The organism is Caulobacter sp. SRI_014 (assembly GCF_057586315.1).
This window is the reverse complement of the sequence record NZ_JBYCZQ010000008.1, coordinates 20,967-39,754: the sequence shown is the minus strand read 5'-3', so window position 1 is coordinate 39,754 and position 18,788 is coordinate 20,967. Positions and strand designations below refer to the sequence as shown.

Below are 18,788 nucleotides of genomic sequence, written 5' to 3'. Positions count from 1 at the left end.
CCGGTGGGGCACGCGCACTCTTAACTGATAACGACGTTATACGCAGGCTGGGGTCATGCCTATCACCAGATTTGGTGACTCAGACGACCCCGGCGCTGAGCACGTCATGGACGTGCAGCACCCCGACCGGGCGGCCGTCATCGACCACGAACAGCACGGTGATGCGGCTCTCGTTCATGATCCGGGCGGCGTCGGCGGCCAGGGTCGCAGGCGTCACGGCCTTGGGGTTGCGGCTCATCACCTGCTCGACGGTCTTGGCCGACAGGCCTTCGAAGTTACGGCGCAGGTCGCCGTCGGTGACGACCCCGACCAGCCGCCCGTCCGCATCGGTGACGCCGACCACGCCCAGCCGCCGGGCGGTCATCACCTGCATGGCCTGGGGCATCGGCATGTCCAGCGGGGCCAGCGGGGCCTCGGCCAGCTTGTGCATCAGGTCGCCGACCGTGCGCAGCATGGCGCCCAGCTTGCCGCCCGGATGGAAGACGTGGAAGTCCTTCGGCGTGAAGCCGCGACGCTCCAGCAGGGCCACCGCCAGGGCGTCGCCGAGCGCGATCTGCAGGGTGGTCGAGGTGGTGGGGGCGTTGAGGTCACCGGTCGCCTCCGGCGCGTCGGCCAGCTTCAGCAGGATGGTCGAGGCGCTGCCCAGCGCGCTGGCCCCATTGGCGGTCATGCCGAGCAGCGGAATGCCGAAGCGGTGGCAGTAGGCGATGATGTCGGAAAGCTCACGCACCTCGCCCGACTTGGACAGGGCCAGGACGACATCGCCCTTGTCGATCATGCCCAGGTCGCCGTGGCTGGCTTCAGCCGCGTGGACGAACATCGCCGGTGTGCCGGTCGAGGCCAGGGTGGCGGCGATTTTGCGGGCCACATGGCCGCTCTTGCCGATGCCGGTGCAGACCACGCGGCCCTTGGCGGCGAAGACGGTCTCGACGGCGCGGGCGAAGTCTTCGCCCAGCTCGGCGGCCTGCTGGTCGAGGGCGCGGGCCTCGGTCGTCAGAACGCGTCTGCCGGCCTGTACGGGGTCGATGTCGCTCATTGGGCGTTGCGCAGTCCTGCGGCCTTGGCCGGCGTGGTGGGCTCATGACCGAACGGGGCCGGGGAACGCTGGCCCTGACCCTGCGGCCAGACCAGGGCCAGCAGGATCATGCCGGCGGTCAGGGCGATGGTCAGCGGATAGAAGAAGCGGTCACGCATCAGGTGGCTATAGCCTGCGCCGTCTCCCGGTTGAACCCCGCTTTGGGCGGTGAAGGCGGCTTGACCCCGCGCCGTCATCGCCTTAGCCCACCGGCCCATGGCTACCCTCATCCTCCTCCGCCACGGCCAGAGCCAGTGGAACCTTGAAAACCGCTTCACCGGCTGGGTGGACGTGGACCTCACCGCAGAAGGCGAAGCCCAGGCGACCAAGGGCGGCGAGCTGATCAAGGCCGCGGGCCTGATCGTCGACAAGGCCTACACCTCGGTGCTCAGGCGGGCCCAGCGGACCGGGGCCCTGGCGATGGCCGCGGCCGGGCAGGGCGATCTGACCTTCACCAACGACTGGCGCCTGAACGAGCGCCACTACGGCGGCCTCACGGGCCTGAACAAGGCCGAGACCGCCGCCCAGCACGGCGATGAGCAGGTCACCATCTGGCGGCGCAGCTACGACGTGCCGCCGCCGCCCCTGGCGCCCGGCGGGGAGTGGGACTTCTCGGCTGACGAACGCTATGCCGGCAAGGCCATCCCCGATACCGAGAGCCTGAAGACCACGCTCGACCGCGTCGAGCCCTACTGGACCGCCGAGATCGCGCCGCATCTCAAGGCCGGCGAGACAGTGCTGGTGGCGGCGCACGGCAACAGCCTGCGGGCCATCGTCAAGCTGTTGTTCAACGTGCCTGACAGCGACATCGTCGGGGTCGAAATCCCGACCGGCAATCCGCTGGTCATCGAGCTGGACGCCGGCCTGAAGCCGACCGCGGCCCGCTACCTCGACACCGACCGCGCTCAGCCGCTGCCGGCGGTCTGATGACCGACGAGACCTTCATGCGGGCGGCCATCGCCGCCGCGAAGGTCAACCTGGGGCTCACCGCGCCCAATCCCGTCGTCGGCTGCGTGCTGGTGCGGGACGGCGTCATCCTGGGCAGCGGAGCCACCGCGCCCGGCGGCCGTCCCCATGCCGAGGGCCAGGCCCTGAGAGCCGCCGGCGAGGCCAGGGGCGCCACGGCCTATGTCACACTCGAACCCTGTGGCGCGCGGTCGTCCGGCGGAACGCCCTGTTCGCAGCTGCTGGTCGAGGCCGGGGTGGTGCGGGTGGTGGTCGCCTGTGACGATCCCTCGCCCTTCGCGGCGGGACGCGGGTCGGAGCGTCTGCAATCCGCGGGCATTGCGGTCGAGACCGGCCTGCTGGCCCAGGAAGCGATCGACGCGCTGGACTACGGCGCCTGGTTCCTGACCCAAAAGGTGTAAGGCCAACGTTAAGCAAAATCAGGCATCTGTGGGCTCCTTGAGGAGTCACACGCGCATGAGCGCCGCTGCGGCGTCCGGGCCGAGACGCCTGACGCAATCCGATGTCGACCTGATCTGCGCCCGTCATGACCGTCTGTGGTCGGGCCGGGGCGGCGGGGCGCGCGCGGTGTTCAGCTTCGCCGACCTGTCGGGCCTGAACCTCTCGGGCCGCAATCTTTGCGACGCCGACTTCACTGGCGCCCAGCTGGGCGACGCCAGGCTCGTCGGGACCAAGCTCGACAACGCCAGCTTCTTCGGGGCCGACATGCAGGGCGCCGACTTCACCGACGCCAGCCTGCGCCGCGCCGACCTGAGGGGCAGTTGCCTGCGCGGCGCCAACCTGTCGGGCGCCGACATGTTCGAGGCCGACCTGCGCGAGGGGGCCATTGCCGCCGCCGACGCCGAGAAGGGCCTGCGCATCCTCGAACATCAGGTGCGAGCCGGCGACGCCCGCGGGGCCAACCTGTCGGGGGCCAATCTGGAACGCTCGCGCCTGTCGGGCGTGGTGGCGGTCAAGGCCGACTTCAGCGACGCCATCCTCAAGGACGCCAAGCTGGTCCGTGCCAACCTCAAGCAATGCTCGCTGGGCGGGGCAGACCTGTCGGGCGCCGACTTGTCGGGGGCCGATCTTTCCGGCGCCGACCTGCACGACGCCATCCTGGTGGGCGCCAAGACCGCCATGTGGAAGACCGACGGCGCCGACATGAAGGGCGCCCTGACCGATAAGCCGGCCGGCGAACCGGTCGCCGACCTGCCTTACGAACAGATGATCCGCGACCACGCCCGCTGGTGCGAAACGGCCGGGGCGGCCGGAGCGCCGTCGAAGTTCGATCGCGCCGACCTGCGGGCCCTGGGTTCGCTCAAGGGCCTGAACCTCACCGCCCTGTCGGCCCGTGACGCGGTCTTTTACGGCCTCGACCTGGAAGGCGCCCAGCTGCAGGGCGCGCACCTTGAAGGCGCCGATCTGCGCAACTGCAATCTTCGCCGCGCCGACCTGCGCGGCGCCCGGCTGGCCGGGGCCAAGCTGTCCGGTTCGGACCTGCGCGAAGTCCAGCTGGGTCCGCTGATGATCGCCGCCGACCGCCTGCTGCCGGCCGACCTGAGCGGCGCGCAGCTCAAGGGCACGGACCTGGCCCGGGCCGACCTGCGCCAGGCCCGGCTGACCGGCGCAGACCTGTCGCGCGCCAACTTCACCAACGCCCACACCAAGGGCGCGGACCTGCGCGATACGGTACGGGTCGGGGTGAGAGGACTGGACTGGTCACCGCTGACCCCAAGGTGAGCCTATTAAGCTTAACGCTTCGGCGCCCATTGTTCGGCTAACATGTTCGTCTTCTGATTCTGTCCTTTCGGGGCGAGGACCTTGGTAACTCTGACCACCACGCCGATGACCGGTCGACGCCGCATCACGCAGGCGGAGCTGGACATGATGGTCTCGGCGCATGAGCGATTCCTGGGGGGCAAGCCGGGGGGCAAGCGCGCCTCCCTGCGGTTCCTCAACCTGTCGGGCCTGGAGTTCTCCGGCCGCAACCTCGCCGACGCCGACCTTTCCGCCTCTATCCTCGACGGCGCGCGGATGATCCGTTGCCGGCTGGACCGCGCCAACCTGTTCGGCTCGGACCTGCGCAAGGCTAACCTGACCCAGGCCTCGCTGGTGCGGGCCGACCTGCGCGGCGCCTGCCTGCGCGGCGCCAACCTGACCCAGGCGGACCTCACCCAGGCGGACTTCCGCGAAGGCCAGATCGCCATCCCGCATCCGCAGAAGGGCCTAAACAGCCTGCGCCAGGAACCGCGTATCGGTTCGGCCGACGAGGCCAACTTCACCGGCGCCACGCTGGACGGCTCGAAGTTCCAGGGCGCCTCGGCCTTCGCCTCCGACTTCACCGACTGCTCGCTCAAGGGCGCCACCCTGACCGGGGCCAATCTCAAGGACGCCAACCTGACTGGCGCCGACCTGGCCGGCGCCAACGTCAGCAACTGCAACCTCGAGGGCGCTGATCTCTCGGGGGCCGTGCTGTCGGGCGTCGACACCGCCGCCGCCAGGATGAGCGGCGCCAAACTGGCCGGGGCCCTCTCCAGCCCGACGCGCGAGGCCCTGACCCTCGCCGTCGCCGCCTTGGAAAAGCTCAAGGCCAACCAGGCCTGGTGCGAGACCGGCGGCAAGGAAGGCACACCCGCCAAGCTTGACGGCGCCGACCTGCGTCCGCTGGGCGAGGCGATGAAGGGCATGCGGCTGACGGCGATGAGCGCGCGCGGCGCCTGCCTGGTCGGGATGAACCTGGCCGGAGCCCAGCTTCAGGGGGCCAATTTCGAGGGCGCCGACCTGCGCGGGGTCAATCTGCAGCGGGCCGATCTGCGCGGCGCCAAGCTGGCCGGGGCCAACATGACCAAGGCCGACTTGCGGGGCGCGGCGGTCGGCGTGCTGCCGCTCGGCCCCGGTCGCGAGAACCCGGCGACCCTGAACCAGGCGCGGCTGCGCTACGCCCATGCCCAGGCCGCCGACCTGACCAGCGCTATCCTCGACGGCGCCGACCTGCGCGGGGCCAATCTGACGGGCGCCAAGCTGATCTCGACCAGCTTCCGCGACACGGACCTGGGCCAGACGATCGGGATGGAGACGGCCTAGGGTCGTTCGCGCCGGGCGTAGAGGATCACACCGGCCACGCAGACCGCGAACAGCGCCCCCTCGAGGGTTGAGGTCCCATAGCGGCTGACGACCCCGAAGCTGGCTTCGCCGAACAGTTTGCCCAGCGGCTCCAGGCTCAGCCGTGATTGCGGAAACTGCTGGGCTAACGCATCGAGGCTGCCGGCCATCAGTCGCCCACCGGAAAAAGCGATCACCAGCCCGGCCAAGGCGCCCTCTAAGGCGGCGACGGCCAGCACCCGTGCCGGCGTCGTGCGCCCGATGACACTGGCCCCCGCGCCGGTGGCGGCGCCGAGCACCAGACCTTCGAAGCCGCCGGCGATGCTGGCCGGGGCCGCGCCGAACAGCAGGTTGAAGGCGTCCAGGCCCAGCAGCTTGACCACCGCCCCGATGACCAGGCCACCAACAGCGCCGCCGATGATGGCGCTCCACCAGTCCTTGCGAATCAGGCCGCTGACGGCGATCCCGCCGCCGACGCCGAGCCCGCCGAGCAGTCCGGTCAGCAGGCACAGGCAGACCATCACCGCCAGCACCGAGGCTGAGCCCTGGCCCGGCGTCGCGGTCTGGGCGGCGCCGGCGAAGCCATAGAAGAGACCGCCAAAGCCGCCGGCCGCGCCACCGCCGAGCGTTCCGGCGCCCGCGATGAACAGAGCCTTTTGCCAGCCTGGCGCCTCGGCGGCCGGAGGGGAGGGCATGGCAGCCGGCGTCTCAGCGGCCTCAAGCGTCGCGATGAACCGATAGCCGTGCTTGGGCACCGTCTCGATGAAGCGCGGTTTGGCGGCGTCGTCGCCCAGCTGCCGGCGCAGGGTGCGGATGCACTGGGTCAACGCCTCGTCGGTCACCGGCACGCCGCGCCAAACATCTTCGAGAAAGCGGTCTTTGGACACCAGCTTGCCGGCCTCGCGGACCAGCAGGGTCAGGGCGTCGAGATAGCGGGCGTTGAGCTCTACCGGCGCCCCGTCGCAGGTCAGCAGGCGGTCTTCCGGATCGAGCTGAAACCGGTCGAATCTAAAGGGGCCAAGGTCCATGGTCTGTGCTTCGCGATAGGCGCTGAGCATTCTAGTGCGTTTCTGGTCGGGCGCGACGTGGAGGATCAGCGTATCGGGCAGCGGCACGGTCGAATGCCAGGCGACTTGGCCGGCGAACCAGAAGGCTTCGGACAGGCTTTCGTCATCATGACTGGTGGTCATGATGAAATCCGCCTCGGGAATGTCGCCGAAATCGAACTTCGCGAGGTTGGCCCAATCGACCTCATATTCCCAATCGCCGCAATCGCGCCCCCAGGCGATCAGGTAGAGGCAGCCTCTGTCGACCAGCCATTCGCTGATCTGCTTGCGCCAATCAGCGCTGGTCGATTGCTCGCAAACGACGATCGCCTTGAAGGGTCGAGACGGTGCGTCGATGGGCGGTTGGTTGCCGGCCGGCAGGTGGATGTAAGTCGGGGCGGCCATCTCGTCCCTTGATAGCCGCGGTTCTCGCCTGACAGCCAAAGAAAAAGGGCGGCGCTGGGGATCGCCGCCCTTTCCCTTGGTGAGGCTCTGCCTAAACCGTTAGGCGGCCTTGTCGCCCTCGATCAGGGTCGAGGTCGGGGCGGTGTTGATCGTCACCGTGCGGGGCTTCAGGGCCTCCGGCAGCTGGCGCTCCAGGCTGATGGCCAGCAGGCCGTCGGCGAGGTGGGCGTCGGTCACCACCACATAGTCAGCGAGCTGGAAGCGGCGCTCGAAGTTGCGCTCGGCCAGGCCGCGATGCAGGAACTTGCGGGTGTCGTCATTGGCGGCCTTGCGGCCGGTGACGGTCAGCAGGTTTTCCTTCACCTCGATGGCCAGTTCGTCCGGGCGGAAGCCGGCGACGGCGATCTCGACGCGGTAGGCGTCTTCACCGGTGCGCTCGATGTTGTAGGGGGGATAGCCCGCCTGGCTCTCTTGAGCGGCCGCCGAGTCCAGCAGGGTGGCGAGCCGGTCGAAGCCGACGACGGAACGGTACAGGGGCGAAAAATCGATCGTACGCATGGGTAGGCACATCCTTCTTTGCATAAGCAAGGTTGCGGTTTGCCGAGCTCTTCGACGACCCGAATGGCCTCGTCTACGAACCCGTGAAGACCCGTTAGCGGCGCCTTCGAGGTCTAAATTGGTGAGCCGAATTTTGGTTTCAAGGGGTGGGTGAACAGGGTTTCAACGACCCGCTTCGAGGGCTAGGGTGCGCGTCCAGTTTTCGGGAGGACGGCATGCTGAATCGGCGCGCAACTTTGGTTCTGATGGGGGCCAGCGCCCTGACCAGCAGAACCGCCTTCGCCAAGGGCAAGATCGACGAGGCCCTCAAGGCCGCCATCGCCGGCCCGCAACGGGGCGCGGCCCACGTCGCCCGCGACCCGCATCGCCATCCTTACGAGAGCCTGACCTTCTGGGGCCTGAAGCCCAAGCAGACGGTGATCGAGATCAGCCCGGGCAGCGGCTACTGGACCGAGATCCTCGCCCCCTACGCCAAGGCCACCGGCGGGACCTACATCGCCGGCGTCGCCGACCTGTCCAATCCGGCCCTGTCGGAAGGCGCCAAGAGGGGCCGGGCCAACTTCGAGGCCAAGTACGCCGACAAGGAAAAGTTCGGAGACATCACCTATGCGAACTTCGGACCCAAGTCGGGTCCGCTCGGCGCGCCCGGGTCGGCCGACCTGGTGATCACCGCCCGCAACGTCCACAACTGGCTGGGCGGCGGCATGCTCGACAAGGTGCTGGCCGACTTCTTCGCGGTGCTCAAGCCCGGCGGCCTGCTGGGCGTCGAGGATCACCGGGCCGATCCGCTGCCCCAGGCCGACGGCGCCCCGACCGGCTACATGTCGACCGCCTTCGTCGTCGCCGCCGCCGAGAAGGCCGGCTTCAAGCTGGCCGCCAAGAGCGAGATCAACGCCAACCCGAAAGACGACAAGGATCACCCCTTCGGCGTCTGGACCCTGCCGCCGGTGCGGCAATCGGCCCCTCGCGGCCAGCCCGACGACCCGAACTTCGACCATGCCCCCTTTGACTCTGTTGGGGAAAGCGACCGCATGACCCTCCGGTTCGTGAAGCCGAAGTAGACATCGGGATTTTGACGCGGGCGCCCATAGCCGCTATGGGCACGGTCGCGAGCGCGGGGGCGATCCTGAAAGTGACAGTACGCATGCGTTCAGATCTGTTTCTTCCGTCGCGCCGGGCCCTGTTGGCCGGCGCCGCCGGCCTGACGCTGGCGGGCTGCGGCAAGAAGGAAGAGGCGGCGCCCAAGGCCGACCCCCAGAATGGCGGGAAGCCCGCCGAGATCGGCAAGATCGCAACCATCGCCGACGCCGTGGCCGGGGACTGGCGCCTGCCCGCCGACAAGGCCCGCGACGCCTGGCGCCATCCCGTGGAGAGCCTGACCTTCTGGGGTCTCAAACCGGGACAGACGGTGGTCGAGTTCTGGCCCGGCGCCGGCTGGTACACCGACATTCTGGCGCCGTTCCTGGACGCCACCGGCGGCAAGCTCTACGTCGCCAACCTCGAGACCACCGACCCGCAGGCGACCGAACTGGTCGAGGCCTACAAGCGCAAACTCAGCGACAACAAGAAGGTCCTGGGCGCCGTCGAGGTCACGGCCTTCGGGCCCACCAGCGGTCCCGTGGCCCCGGCCGGAAGCGCCGATCTGGTGCTGTTCCTGCGCAATCTGCACAACTGGATGGCGGCCGGTATCGCCGACAAGGCCTTCCGCGACGCCTTCGCGGCGCTGAAGCCGGGCGGGGTGTTGGGGATCGAGGAACATCGCGGCGTCCCGGGCGCTGTACAGGACCCGCTGGCCGCCGATGGCTACGTCCAGCAGGACTATGCGATCCAACTGGCCAAAGAGGCAGGATTCTTGCTGAGCGCCGACAGTGAGATCAACGCCAACCCGAAAGACGACAGAAAGCACCCCTTTGGGGTCTGGACCCTGCCGCCCACGCGCCTGTCGGCGCCCCGGGGGCAACCGCCGAAGGCCGGTTTCGACCATGCCAAGTATGATGCGATCGGCGAAAGCGATCGCATGACCCTCAAGCTTGTGAAGCCTAAATGACCGTCAGCCGCCGCGTTCTCTTCTTTGCTCCGCTCCTGACCGTCCCGCTGTTCGCGGAACAGGCGGCGGCCGCCACGCGTGAGACCGATGTCTCCAAGGTGTTCGTCTTCCTCGACAACTTCCTGCGCATGAGCCCGGCCGAGCAGCAGCGGCTGAAGGTCGACTTCTACCTGACCCAGAACGGCAACCCGCCCAAGGGCGTCAAGGCCTGGTGGATCGACAAGGACGGCAAGCGCACCGACGTGCCGATCGCCGCCGACGGCCGCTTCGAGAAGGAGCCGAACCTTCGCCAGCTGGTCGAGAAGTCGAAGATGGTCTTCGAAGGCCCCAACGCCGGCGGCTTCTCGGTCCGCATCGGTCTGGTCTGGGGCTCCAAGCCGGCCATCGAGATGGACGCGCGACAGGTAGCAAGCTGCCTCAACGACGCCAACGCCATTGTGAAGAAGGCCGCCGGCAAGTTCGGCATGGTCGCCCCGCGGATGGTCCAGGTCGCCTTTCCGGGCGGCGGTTCGGGCACGGCGGTGATGGCCGACGGCAAGACCGCGCCCCTGCCGATGTTCAAGGGCGCTCCGGCCTACAACCCCAGCGCCCAGGCCAGCGCCGCCAAGCTGCGCTTCGCCAGGGCCCCCTGGCGGATGGAATTCGCCGGGCCAAAGCACTCCGGCGTGGTGTTCGGCTAGAGCCGGCTACAGCTGCTCGCGGTAGCTGTCCAAAATCACCTCGTTGCTGACCGGCGGCTTGCCCATGCCCAGCTGGTCCATGACCATTTCGGCGCCGCTGGGCAGCAGGGCCCGGTCGATCTGGGCCTCGGCGTCCCACAGCCTTGAGCGCATCAGCGCCTTGGGGCAGTGCAGGAAGGCCTCCTCGACGGCCACCCGCAGCAGAATCTTCGGCAGCTTGCCGAACTCCGGAAACCGCGCGAGCAGGTCCGGGTCCTCGGTCGCCGTGACCGAGCCGTTGACCCGATAGACGTCGTCGACGCCGGGGATCATGAACATCATCCCGATCCGCCCCGGACCGGCCAGCAGGCTGCGGATGATGTCCAGCCGGTTGTTGCCCGGCCGGTCCGGCACATAAAGGGTGCGCTCGCCGTCCAGCTTGACGAAGCCAGGCTCACCCCCTCGCGGCGAGACGTCGATGGACCCGTCCGGCCCCGCCGCCGAGACCACCACGAACGGCGACAGGCTGATGAACTTCGCCCCGTGCGGGTCGACCCGGTCCAGCACCTTGGCCTTCACGATCGGGCTCATCGGCTTGTAGAGGCGGTCGAGGTCTTCCAGCGTCAGGTCGGGCATGGGTCGGTCCCCGGCGTCCTTGTTGCGAATAAATCGCAGGTTAGACGAAAGTGTCGCCCCCGTCACCTTTTTCGACGCGCAAGATCGCTGTTCGCTTGCTCGCCGGGCGCGAGAAAGCTATCGCTTGATCGCCTGATAAATAGGGAGAGGCGGCATGAGCAATCTGCAAGAAGTTACCGATCGCGTGAGAGCCGCCGTGGGCGACGATTCCGGTCTGGGCAAGACCCTGAAGTTCGACCTCAAGGGCGACGGCTTCATCCACATCGACGGCGGCACGGTCACCAACGAAGACGCGCCGGCCGACCTGACCATGACCATTTCCCTGGCGGACCTGCTGGAAATGGGCGCGGGCAAGCTGGACGCCACCATGGCCTTCATGAGCGGCCGCCTGAAGCTGTCGGACATGGGTCTCGCCATGTCGCTGCAGCCGAAGATGGGCGCCCTGTTCGCGCGTATGGCCTAAACGCCATAGCCAAACGGCTTTGCGGGCGGCGCGGAGGGGCATTCCTTCCGCGCCGCTTTGCATTTGAGCGATAGCCTGCTTTTCTTCAGTTTGGGGGCGCCGGGGGGCGATCCGCATGAGGCCACTGATGACCACGACGCGCCGCGCCGCCCTGACGGGCCTGGCCGCCCTGCTGCCCCTCAGCCTGGCGGGCGAAGCCTTCGCCGAGTCCAAGCTGATCGAGGTCGGAAAGCTGTTTCCGTTCCTCGACCTGTTCCTGAGCATCCCGGCGGCGAGCCGGACCAAGTTCACGCTTGCCTACTTCTACAAGATGGAGACCGGTGGCCCGCTGACCATGACCCTGGTCGGGGCCGACGGCAGCCGCAAACCCCTGCCGCTCGGCGCCGATGGCCGGGTGACGCGCCTGCCGACCCTGGCCGAGTTCAAGGCCAAGTCGAAGATCGAGCTATCCGCGCCGAAGGGCTCGAAGTTCAAGGGCCAGATGATGATGCTGGCCAATGTGGCTCCGGCCGCGACCTTGAGCGCCGCCGAGCTGAACGCCGCCGTCTTCCAGTGCCAGCAGGCGATCAAGGCCAAGGCCGGGCTGATCGGTTTCGCCGCCCCCAAGATCAAGCGTGTGGTGCTGCACGGCGCCGGGTCGGGCACGGCCATCGACGCCAAGGGCGCCTCCAGGCCGCTGCCGGTCGCCGCCGGCGCGCCGAGCTTTGATCCCGAACTGATGCCGGGCATTGTCACCCTCAAGCTTGCGCGCGCGCCCAGCCGCATCGAGCTCGACGAGCGCCCGAAGAAATGAACCCCCGACCATGAACATCGACGCCCCCCTGCTCGACATCCCCGAAGCGCCGGTTCCGCCCGGCGGCAAGGCCGAGTGGTTCAAGGGGGCGGGTGGAGCGCGGCTGCGCGGCGCGATCTTCATCCCGCCGGGCAAGGCGCGCGGCTCGGTCCTGCTCAGCCCCGGACGGTCGGAGGTCATCGAGAAATACTATGAGGTGGTCACCGAGCTGATGGACCGCGGCTTCGTGGTCGTGGTCCACGACTGGCGAGGTCAGGGCCTGTCGCATCGGCTGCTGCCCGACCGGCTGAAGGGCCATGCGGTGGGGTTTGGCGATTTCGTCACCGACTACAGCTGCCTGGTCGACCATTTCGCGGACCGCGTGCCCCAGCCCTGGCTCGCCGTGGGCCATTCGATGGGCGGTTGCCTGACGACGCTGGCACTGACCCACGGCGAGGCGGAGCGGTTCGTCGGCGCCTTCCTGTCGGCCCCGATGATGGGACTGCAGACGCCCGGCCGTCCGAAGGGGCCGACCCGCGCCCTGGCCTGGTTGATGGCCCGGCTGCAGGGGGCAAACTACATCCTCAACCAGCCCGGCGACCCGCACGGCACCGCCTTCGAGGGCAACATCCTGACCCATGACGAGGGCCGCTATGCCCGGACGCTGGCCCAGCTGGCCGCCTGTCCGGAGATGCGGCTGGGGGCCGGCACCTGGAGCTGGCTCGACTTCGCCTTCGCCGCCTCGGCCTGGCTGAAACGGGCGCCGCAGGTGGCGGCGCTGAAGCTGCCGGTGCTGGTCCTGGGGGCGGGGCTGGAGGCCCTGGTCGACAACGACGACCAGCAGACCATCGTCGCGCGCATGCCGCAAGGCGAGTGGCGCAAGGTTCCGGGCGCCTATCACGAACTGTTCCAGGAAACCGACGACATCCGGGCCCAGGTCTGGGCGGCCTTCGACGGCTTCGTCGATCCGCTGATTCCGAAGGTCTAGTGGGCTGATCGCTTCAGCGTGACCAGCGCCGCCTCGAGGCAGGCCCGGTCGCCGGCGAAGGCGAACTGGCCGCCGTCGGTCCTTGCGGGCGAGCCGTCCCACTGGGTGACGATACCGCCGGCCCCTTCGATGACCGGGATCACCGCCTCGACGTCCCAGACCTTCAGCCCGGTGTCGAGCGCCAGGTCGATCTTGCCCATGGCGACCATGGCGTAGCCGTAGGCGTCGAGGCCGAGACGGGCCAGCCGCGCCGCCGCCCGCACCTGTGTCCAGGAGCCGAGCTCGGGGCCGGTCAGGATGGCCGGGTCGGTGGTGCAGATGGTGGCCTCGGTCAGCTTGGGGCAGGGACGCACCTTCAGCGGCGTCGACTGGCCGCGCGCCATCAGCCGCGAGCCGGTGGCTGCGCCGCCGATGTAGAGCTCGCCGATATAGGGCTGGCCGATGGAGCCGAGCACGGGTCTGCCCTGGTGGCGCAGGCCGATCAGGGTGGTCCACAGCGGCAGGCCGGCGATGAAGGCGCGGGTGCCGTCGACGGGATCCAGCACCCAGATGAAGTCGGCGTCGGCGTTCTCTTCGCCGTACTCCTCGCCGATGATGCCGTGGTCCGGATAGCGCGCGTTGATCAGGGCGCGGATGGCCCGCTCGGCGGCCTTGTCGGCCTCGGTCACCGGATCGAACACCGTCCCCGGCGGCCCGGCCAGACCCTTGTCCTCAAGCCCATGATCGGCCCGGAACAGCGGCAGGATGGCGGCGGCGGAGGCACGGTTGAGCTCGACCAGGAAGGCATCGAGCTCGGCGAGAAGGGCAGGGGAGAGGGCCATGGGGACCCTCTACCAGTCCCTCCCCCTCGCGGGGAGGGGGAGGGTGGTCTGGTCGTCCTACTTCCCGGTGAGTTCCTTCACCAGGTTGGTCTGGCCGTAGACCTTGGTCAGCGCTTCGGTGATGGCCGCCGTCGAGACCACCACGGTCCGGTTCAGCGCGCCGTCGTAGCCGTACGCCCCGCCCAGGCTGTGGATGTTGCCGTCGAAGGCGGCGCCGATCACCTGGCCCTTGGCGTCGATCACGGGCGAGCCCGAGTTGCCGCCGATGATGTCGTTGGTGGTCACGTAGTCGAACACCACGTCGGGGTTCAGCACCGCTTTCTTGTCGGCCCAGCTCTTGGGCAGGTCGAAGGGCGCCTCGCCGGTGGCGCGGTCGAAGGTCCCGCCGATCTTCGTGAAGGCCGGCACGGTGGTCCCGCGATAGGTCCAGCCCTGAACCTTGCCGTAGGACAGGCGCAGGCTGAAGGTGGCGTCCGGATAGACGCTCTCGCCATAGACCGCGAACCGGGCCTGGGCGATGCGCTCGGCGGCCGCGTCGACCGGGGCGGTGACCTCGTTGTTCCAGGCCTGCTTGAGCACGCGGCCCTGGCCCTCGGTGCGCAGGACGAACTGGATCATCGGATCGTCGCTGGCTTCCAGGGCGGCGAGGCCGCCGTCCCACAGCGCCTTGCGCACCGCCGGATCGCCCAGCTTGCTGCCCGAGACCAGACGCGCGGCCAGACCCTGCGGGCTTTCCTTGCCCAGGATGGTCTTCACGCCGGGGTGGTCGACGGTCAGGTATTCGCGGGTCTTCAGCATCCAGTGCTCGAGCTTGAGCTGGTCGATGCCGGCGATCACCGGGGTATTGGCCATCAGGCCGCGTTCCATGCGCGCCAGGGCGGCGTCGCTGTAGTCCGCCGAGCGTTCGCCGGCCGGCTTGGCCTTCTCGCGGCCGGCCCGGACCAGGGTTTGGGCCCAGTTGTAGAGGCGGGCGCCGCCGCCGGCCTCGATCTCAAGCTGGCGGTACTCCAGCCAGCTGTCGCGGTAGGCGACCTGCGCCTTTTCGATGTCGGCCCAGGGATCGCCCAGCTTGGCCGAGAGCGCCGGATCGGCCTTCACCTTGGCGCGCAGTTCGGCTTCGGCGGCGCGCTTGGCGTCCATGAAGGCGGTGTCGTTGAGGGTCAGCCCGCGGCCGTAGAAGACCTTGAAGCTGTTCTCCAGTCCGAACAGGGCGTCATCGGCGGTGCGCTTCTGCTCGGGCCCGCCCTTGGCGTATTCCTGATAGCGGCCGCGCAGCTCGGAGCGCTGCAGCTGGCCGATCGGCAGGGTCAGGTCGCGCTGGGTCTCCAGCTGGGCGACGGTCAGCAGGCGCTCGGTCGAGCCGGGATTGCCCACCACGAAGGTCAGGTCGCCTTCCTTCGGCGCGGAGGCGTTCCACTTCAGGAAGTTCTTTGCCTGGACCGGCTTGCCGTCGGCGCCGTAGGCCCGCAGGAACGCCGAATCGAGGGCGTAACGGGGGAAGTTGAAGTTGTCCGGATCCCCGCCGAAGAAGGCGATCGACTGCTCCGGCGCGAAGACCAGCCGCACGTCGGTGTATCGCTGGAACTTGTAGACCTTGTACTGGCCGCCCCGGTACAGGCTGATGGTCTGGCAGCGGACGCCGGTCTCGGCGCCGCAGACGTTCTTTTCGGCGGCGCTGGCCGCGGCGTCACGGGCCCGCACGAAGTCTTCACCGGTCTTGCCCGCAGCGGCGGCGCGGACGTCAGCGGTGGCGTCGGTGATCGACAGCAATACCTCGGCCGTCTGGCCCGGGCACTTCAGCTCTTCCTCGCGCAGGTTGGCGCGGAAACCGTTCTTGACGTAGTCGGTGGTCGCGGAGCTCAGCGCGCTGGTGCAGCCAAGGACGCAGTGGTTGTTAGTCAGGATCAGCCCGTCCTTGGAGACGAAGCTGGCCGAGCAGCCGGCGATCCTCACCGACGACAGCCGCACATGGTCCAGCCACTTGGCGTCCAGCTTGACGCCGTAGTCGGCCTCGATCTTCGCGGTCGGCAGGTTGTCGAAGGTCCACATGCCTTCATCGGCGGCGGCGGGAGTGGCGGCGCCGGCGGCGCAAACGGTGGCGACGGCAATGCCGGCCATCAACGCGATACGGGTCATAAACGCTCTCTTCTCAGTGGATTGACGGCTGTTGGCTGCGTCTTGATGCGGCAATAGCGCGCTGTCATGCCCCGTGGCTAGGTTTTCGCGCAGGCCTTACCCCGATTTAACTTGGATGGGAGCGATGCTCTCGTCCATACCCGCGTTCAGTTCGGGAGGGTTGCAGGCGCCTATGTCGCTCGCTTTGGCTACATTGATCTACGAGTGGCGCCGCTACATGGCCGCCGTCATCGCGTTGGCCTGTTCGGGCCTGCTCGTGCTGTTCTTCATCGGCATGTTCATGGGCATCGGCAAGGGCTTCACCGCCCAGATCGACCGCGCCCGCGCCGACATCATGGTGCTGGGCCCCGGCGCCACGGCGCTGTTCAACGGCGGCCCGTCCGGCCTGCCGCGCCGCCTGATGCCCTTGGTCATCGGCCACCCCGAGGTGATCCAGGTCGCCCCCATCGACGGCTCCGGCGGCCGCTTCCAGAACATCACCGAGATCGACCCGACGGCCCCGCCCGGCACGGTTCCGAAGAACCGCAAGATGGAGTTCGTCAGCGTCAACATCATCGACGCCATCCCGGGCTATGTGACGGTGCCGACCGACTACACCGACGAGATGGTCGAGACCCTGCGCCAGCCCTACACCGTGGCCATCGACCAGACGGCCCTGGCCCGCCTGGGCGTCAAGAAGGGCGACAAGGCGATCTACAACGGCAAGACCGTGACCGTCGCCGTGGTCACCACCGGCTATCCCAACATGATGCAGCCGACCGTGGTCATGTCGCGCGACACCCTGCGCCTGCTCGGCGAGGCCGACACCGGCCCGCGCGTCGCGCCGCTGATGGTCCAGATCGCCGACCCGGCCCGCGCCGACATCGTCGTGGCCCAACTCAACAAGCTGGGCGACGGCAAGTTCAAGGCCTGGACCCGCGCCGAACTGGCGGAAGCCAACGAAGGCGCCCTGTTCAAGGAGAGCTTCATCGCCATCATCCTGGGCGCGGCCGTGCTCATCTCCGCCTTCATCGGGGTGGCGATCACCTGGCAGACCCTGCGCGGGGCGATCATGGCCAACATCAAGGAGTTCGCCTCGCTGCGCGCCCTCGGCGTCTCCATGGGCGACCTGCGGGTCATCGTCATCGAGCTCAGCTTCTGGGTCGGCATCGCCGGCATCCTGGTGGCCCTGGCCCTGACCTGGGGCGTGTCCGGCCTGGCGGCGATGGGCGCCCTGCCGATGGCCTTCCCGCCTTTGATCGTCGGGATGGTCTGCATCTTCCTGCTGATCATCGCCATGCTGTCGGGCCTGCTGTCCCTCGGCGTCCTCAAGAACAGCCAGCCCGCGGACCTGCTGCGATGAGCGCCCCCAACAGAAAGAATGGCCAGAAGCACGCCAACAAGGTCGGCGAGATCGCCCTCAAGGCCACCGGCATCGTCAAGCGGTTCAAGACCGGCAAGACCTATATCGAGGTTCTCAAAGGCGTCGACTTCGACGCCCGCCACGGCGACGTGACCATGGTCATGGGCCCCTCGGGCTCGGGCAAGTCGACCCTCGTCGCCGCGCTGTCGGGCCTGCTGGAGCCCGACGAGGGCCATGTCTCGGCGCTCGGCGCCAAGGACCTGTGGGACCTGTCGTCCGGCAAGATCGACAAGTTCCGCCTCGACCATTGCGGCTTCATCTTCCAGGGCTTCAACCTGTTTCCGGCGCTGACCGCCAAGCAGCAGGTGATGACCGCCCTCAAGTACCAGGGCGTCTCCCCCGCCGAGGCCAGCCGCCGCGCCTTGCAGGCCCTCGACGAGGTCGGCCTGAGCTCCAAGATCAACCAGCGCCCCTCCGAACTGTCGGGCGGCGAGAAGCAGCGGGTGGCCATCGCCCGGGCGCTCGCCAAGAACCCCGACCTGATTTTCGCCGACGAGCCGACCTCGGCCCTCGACGGCCAGAACGGCCAGATCGTCATCGGCCTCCTCCGTCGCGCCGCGACCGAGCACGGCGCGGCGGTGATCTGCGTCACCCACGACCCCCGCCTGGAGGCCTATGCCGACCGGGTGATCCACATCGAGGACGGCAAGATCCTGGACGACGTGCGCCGCACGCCCGATCCCAATCCGCCGTCGCTCTCGCACTGATTTTCAAGGACGACCTCTCAATGCCCGGATTTCTGCGCAGGCCCTGGTTCTGGATCATCACCGTCATCGTGGTGGCGGTGGTCGGCGGCTTCTTCTTCATGAAGGCCGGCGCGGCCCAGAAAAAGAAACAGGACGAGGCGGCCGCCAAGTCCATGCCGGTCAGCCCCTTCGCGGCCATCGGCAACGGCAAGGCCGACGTCGAGGGCGGCATCATCCAGGTCGCGGCCCGCCGTGGCGGGGTGGTCAAGGCCGTCTACGTGGAGGAAGGCCAGGAGGTCGTCGCCGGCCAGATCCTCGCCCGCCAGGAAGACGACGATCCGCGCCTGGCCGTGGCCAGCGCTCGTGCGCGCGTCCATCAGGCCGAGGCCCAGATCGGCGTCCTGCAGGTCAAGCTCAATGCCGCCCGCCGCGAGTACAGGCGCCTGGAAGACCTGGCGGCCAGCAACTTCGTGGCCAAGCAGCGCATGGACCAGAAGATGGACGAAATCCGCGACTGGGAAGCCCAGATCGTCGCCCAGCGCGCCACCGTCGCCTCCAGCCGCGCCTCCCTGGCCGAGGCCGAGTACGCCCTGGAACTGACCATCATCCGCGCCCCGATCAACGGCCGCATCGCCCGCCGCTACGCCAACCCCGGCGCCGGCGCCTCGACCCTCAACGTCTCGACCATGTTCGATCTGGAGCCCAACGCGGCCCGCATCGTCCGCGCCGAAATCGTCGAGGCTGACATTCCCAACATCAAGGACGGACAGCAGGTCGAGATCACGCCGGAATCGGACCCCAACAAGGTCTATGTCGGCAAGGTCCTGCGCCGCGCCGGCGTCTTCGGCGCCCGCAAGCTGGCCTCGGACGATCCCAGCCAGCGCAGCGATGAGCGCGTCGTCGAGGTGGTGGTCAGCGCCGACGGCGCCCCGCTGCTGGTCGGCCAGCGCGTCCTGGTCAAGTTCATGAAGCCGGGCTTCCCGGCCGGCGCCATCCGCGCCAAACCGAAGACGGCAGATCCGAAGAAGAAATAACCCATCACCG

The 18,788-nt window shown here is 68.4% G+C and carries 20 protein-coding genes; 13 read left to right on the top strand and 7 right to left on the bottom strand.

Translation table 11 applies throughout. From position 1 onward, the window contains the following. Nucleotides 1-79 precede the first annotated feature (79 nt). Nucleotides 80-1,036, bottom strand: coding sequence for a KpsF/GutQ family sugar-phosphate isomerase (locus tag AC2YG9_RS16710; RefSeq protein ID WP_487299117.1), 957 nt, complete (start codon nt 1,034-1,036; stop codon nt 80-82). Beyond that, nucleotides 1,033-1,293: a hypothetical protein gene (locus tag AC2YG9_RS16705; RefSeq protein WP_487299116.1), complete on the bottom strand. Its 261-nt coding sequence runs from the start codon at nt 1,291-1,293 to the stop codon at nt 1,033-1,035. Before AC2YG9_RS16705 ends, AC2YG9_RS16710 begins: the two co-directional genes overlap by 4 nt. Between AC2YG9_RS16705 and gpmA the strand changes: the two genes are divergently transcribed. The 4 genes from gpmA to AC2YG9_RS16685 all read left to right on the top strand — a co-directional run bounded on the left by gpmA (nt 1,292) and on the right by AC2YG9_RS16685 (nt 5,107). Continuing rightward, on the top strand, nt 1,292-2,002 hold the full coding sequence (gene gpmA, locus AC2YG9_RS16700) for a 2,3-diphosphoglycerate-dependent phosphoglycerate mutase (RefSeq protein ID WP_487299115.1): 711 nt from the start codon (nt 1,292-1,294) through the stop codon (nt 2,000-2,002). The genes AC2YG9_RS16705 and gpmA overlap by 2 nt on opposite strands. Continuing rightward, nucleotides 2,002-2,442, top strand: coding sequence for a bifunctional diaminohydroxyphosphoribosylaminopyrimidine deaminase/5-amino-6-(5-phosphoribosylamino)uracil reductase RibD (locus tag AC2YG9_RS16695; RefSeq protein WP_487299114.1), 441 nt, complete (start codon nt 2,002-2,004; stop codon nt 2,440-2,442). The genes gpmA and AC2YG9_RS16695 overlap by 1 nt, the downstream gene beginning before the upstream one ends. Nucleotides 2,443-2,497: 55 nt before the next feature. Continuing rightward, nucleotides 2,498-3,763, top strand: coding sequence for a pentapeptide repeat-containing protein (locus AC2YG9_RS16690; RefSeq protein ID WP_487299113.1), 1,266 nt, complete (start codon nt 2,498-2,500; stop codon nt 3,761-3,763). Between the two features lie 81 nt (nt 3,764-3,844). Further along, nucleotides 3,845-5,107 (top strand): pentapeptide repeat-containing protein, encoded by a 1,263-nt coding sequence (locus tag AC2YG9_RS16685; protein ID WP_487299112.1) that lies wholly within the window; start codon nt 3,845-3,847, stop codon nt 5,105-5,107. Here AC2YG9_RS16685 and AC2YG9_RS16680 read toward each other — a convergent pair. Beyond that, a complete protein-coding gene (locus AC2YG9_RS16680) occupies nt 5,104-6,576 on the bottom strand; it encodes a winged helix-turn-helix domain-containing protein (protein WP_487299111.1) in 1,473 nt (490 codons plus the stop codon). The two genes, AC2YG9_RS16685 and AC2YG9_RS16680, sit on opposite strands and share 4 nt — an antisense overlap. A 99-nt stretch (nt 6,577-6,675) precedes the next feature. Further along, a complete protein-coding gene (locus AC2YG9_RS16675) occupies nt 6,676-7,134 on the bottom strand; it encodes an Hsp20 family protein (protein WP_487299110.1) in 459 nt (152 codons plus the stop codon). A 215-nt stretch (nt 7,135-7,349) separates the two neighbouring features. On the opposite strand from AC2YG9_RS16675, the gene AC2YG9_RS16670 reads away from it, so the two are divergent. From AC2YG9_RS16670 to AC2YG9_RS16660, 3 genes are all read left to right on the top strand, one after another. Then, nucleotides 7,350-8,195 (top strand): class I SAM-dependent methyltransferase, encoded by an 846-nt coding sequence (locus tag AC2YG9_RS16670; RefSeq protein ID WP_487299109.1) that lies wholly within the window; start codon nt 7,350-7,352, stop codon nt 8,193-8,195. A gap of 83 nt (nt 8,196-8,278) precedes the next feature. Then, complete coding sequence (locus AC2YG9_RS16665; protein WP_487299108.1) at nt 8,279-9,181, top strand: class I SAM-dependent methyltransferase; 903 nt, start codon at nt 8,279-8,281, stop codon at nt 9,179-9,181. Then, a complete protein-coding gene (locus AC2YG9_RS16660; RefSeq protein ID WP_487299107.1) occupies nt 9,178-9,861 on the top strand; it encodes a hypothetical protein in 684 nt (227 codons plus the stop codon). Before AC2YG9_RS16665 ends, AC2YG9_RS16660 begins: the two co-directional genes overlap by 4 nt. Before the next feature lie 6 nt (nt 9,862-9,867). Here the strand turns inward: AC2YG9_RS16660 and AC2YG9_RS16655 are convergent, their stop codons facing one another. Next, nucleotides 9,868-10,476 carry an MSMEG_1061 family FMN-dependent PPOX-type flavoprotein gene (locus tag AC2YG9_RS16655; RefSeq protein ID WP_487299106.1) on the bottom strand — a complete coding sequence of 203 codons (609 nt, stop codon included), beginning with the start codon at nt 10,474-10,476 and terminating at the stop codon, nt 9,868-9,870. A 154-nt stretch (nt 10,477-10,630) separates the two neighbouring features. On the opposite strand from AC2YG9_RS16655, the gene AC2YG9_RS16650 reads away from it, so the two are divergent. From AC2YG9_RS16650 to AC2YG9_RS16640, 3 genes are all read left to right on the top strand, one after another. Beyond that, nucleotides 10,631-10,939 carry an SCP2 sterol-binding domain-containing protein gene (locus tag AC2YG9_RS16650; RefSeq protein ID WP_271065740.1) on the top strand — a complete coding sequence of 103 codons (309 nt, stop codon included), beginning with the start codon at nt 10,631-10,633 and terminating at the stop codon, nt 10,937-10,939. A gap of 127 nt (nt 10,940-11,066) precedes the next feature. Continuing rightward, a complete protein-coding gene (locus tag AC2YG9_RS16645; RefSeq protein WP_487299105.1) occupies nt 11,067-11,732 on the top strand; it encodes a hypothetical protein in 666 nt (221 codons plus the stop codon). A 10-nt stretch (nt 11,733-11,742) separates the two neighbouring features. Continuing rightward, on the top strand, nt 11,743-12,699 hold the full coding sequence (locus tag AC2YG9_RS16640) for an alpha/beta fold hydrolase (RefSeq protein ID WP_487299104.1): 957 nt from the start codon (nt 11,743-11,745) through the stop codon (nt 12,697-12,699). Here the strand turns inward: AC2YG9_RS16640 and hisN are convergent. Together hisN and AC2YG9_RS16630 are read right to left on the bottom strand one after the other, a co-directional pair. Next, nucleotides 12,696-13,520, bottom strand: a complete 825-nt coding sequence (gene hisN, locus AC2YG9_RS16635; RefSeq protein ID WP_487299103.1) for a histidinol-phosphatase — start codon at nt 13,518-13,520, stop codon at nt 12,696-12,698. The genes AC2YG9_RS16640 and hisN overlap by 4 nt on opposite strands. A gap of 57 nt (nt 13,521-13,577) precedes the next feature. After that, a complete protein-coding gene (locus AC2YG9_RS16630; protein WP_487299102.1) occupies nt 13,578-15,656 on the bottom strand; it encodes a S46 family peptidase in 2,079 nt (692 codons plus the stop codon). 172 nt (nt 15,657-15,828) lie between these two features. Between AC2YG9_RS16630 and AC2YG9_RS16625 the strand changes: the two genes are divergently transcribed. From AC2YG9_RS16625 to AC2YG9_RS16615, 3 genes are read left to right on the top strand one after another with little or no spacing between them, the layout of a single operon-like run. Continuing rightward, complete coding sequence (locus AC2YG9_RS16625; RefSeq protein ID WP_487299101.1) at nt 15,829-16,998, top strand: ABC transporter permease; 1,170 nt, start codon at nt 15,829-15,831, stop codon at nt 16,996-16,998. Next, a complete protein-coding gene (locus AC2YG9_RS16620) occupies nt 16,995-17,765 on the top strand; it encodes an ABC transporter ATP-binding protein (protein ID WP_487299100.1) in 771 nt (256 codons plus the stop codon). Before AC2YG9_RS16625 ends, AC2YG9_RS16620 begins: the two co-directional genes overlap by 4 nt. A 20-nt stretch (nt 17,766-17,785) precedes the next feature. After that, a complete protein-coding gene (locus tag AC2YG9_RS16615) occupies nt 17,786-18,778 on the top strand; it encodes an HlyD family secretion protein (RefSeq protein WP_487299099.1) in 993 nt (330 codons plus the stop codon). Nucleotides 18,779-18,788: the final 10 nt, after the last annotated feature.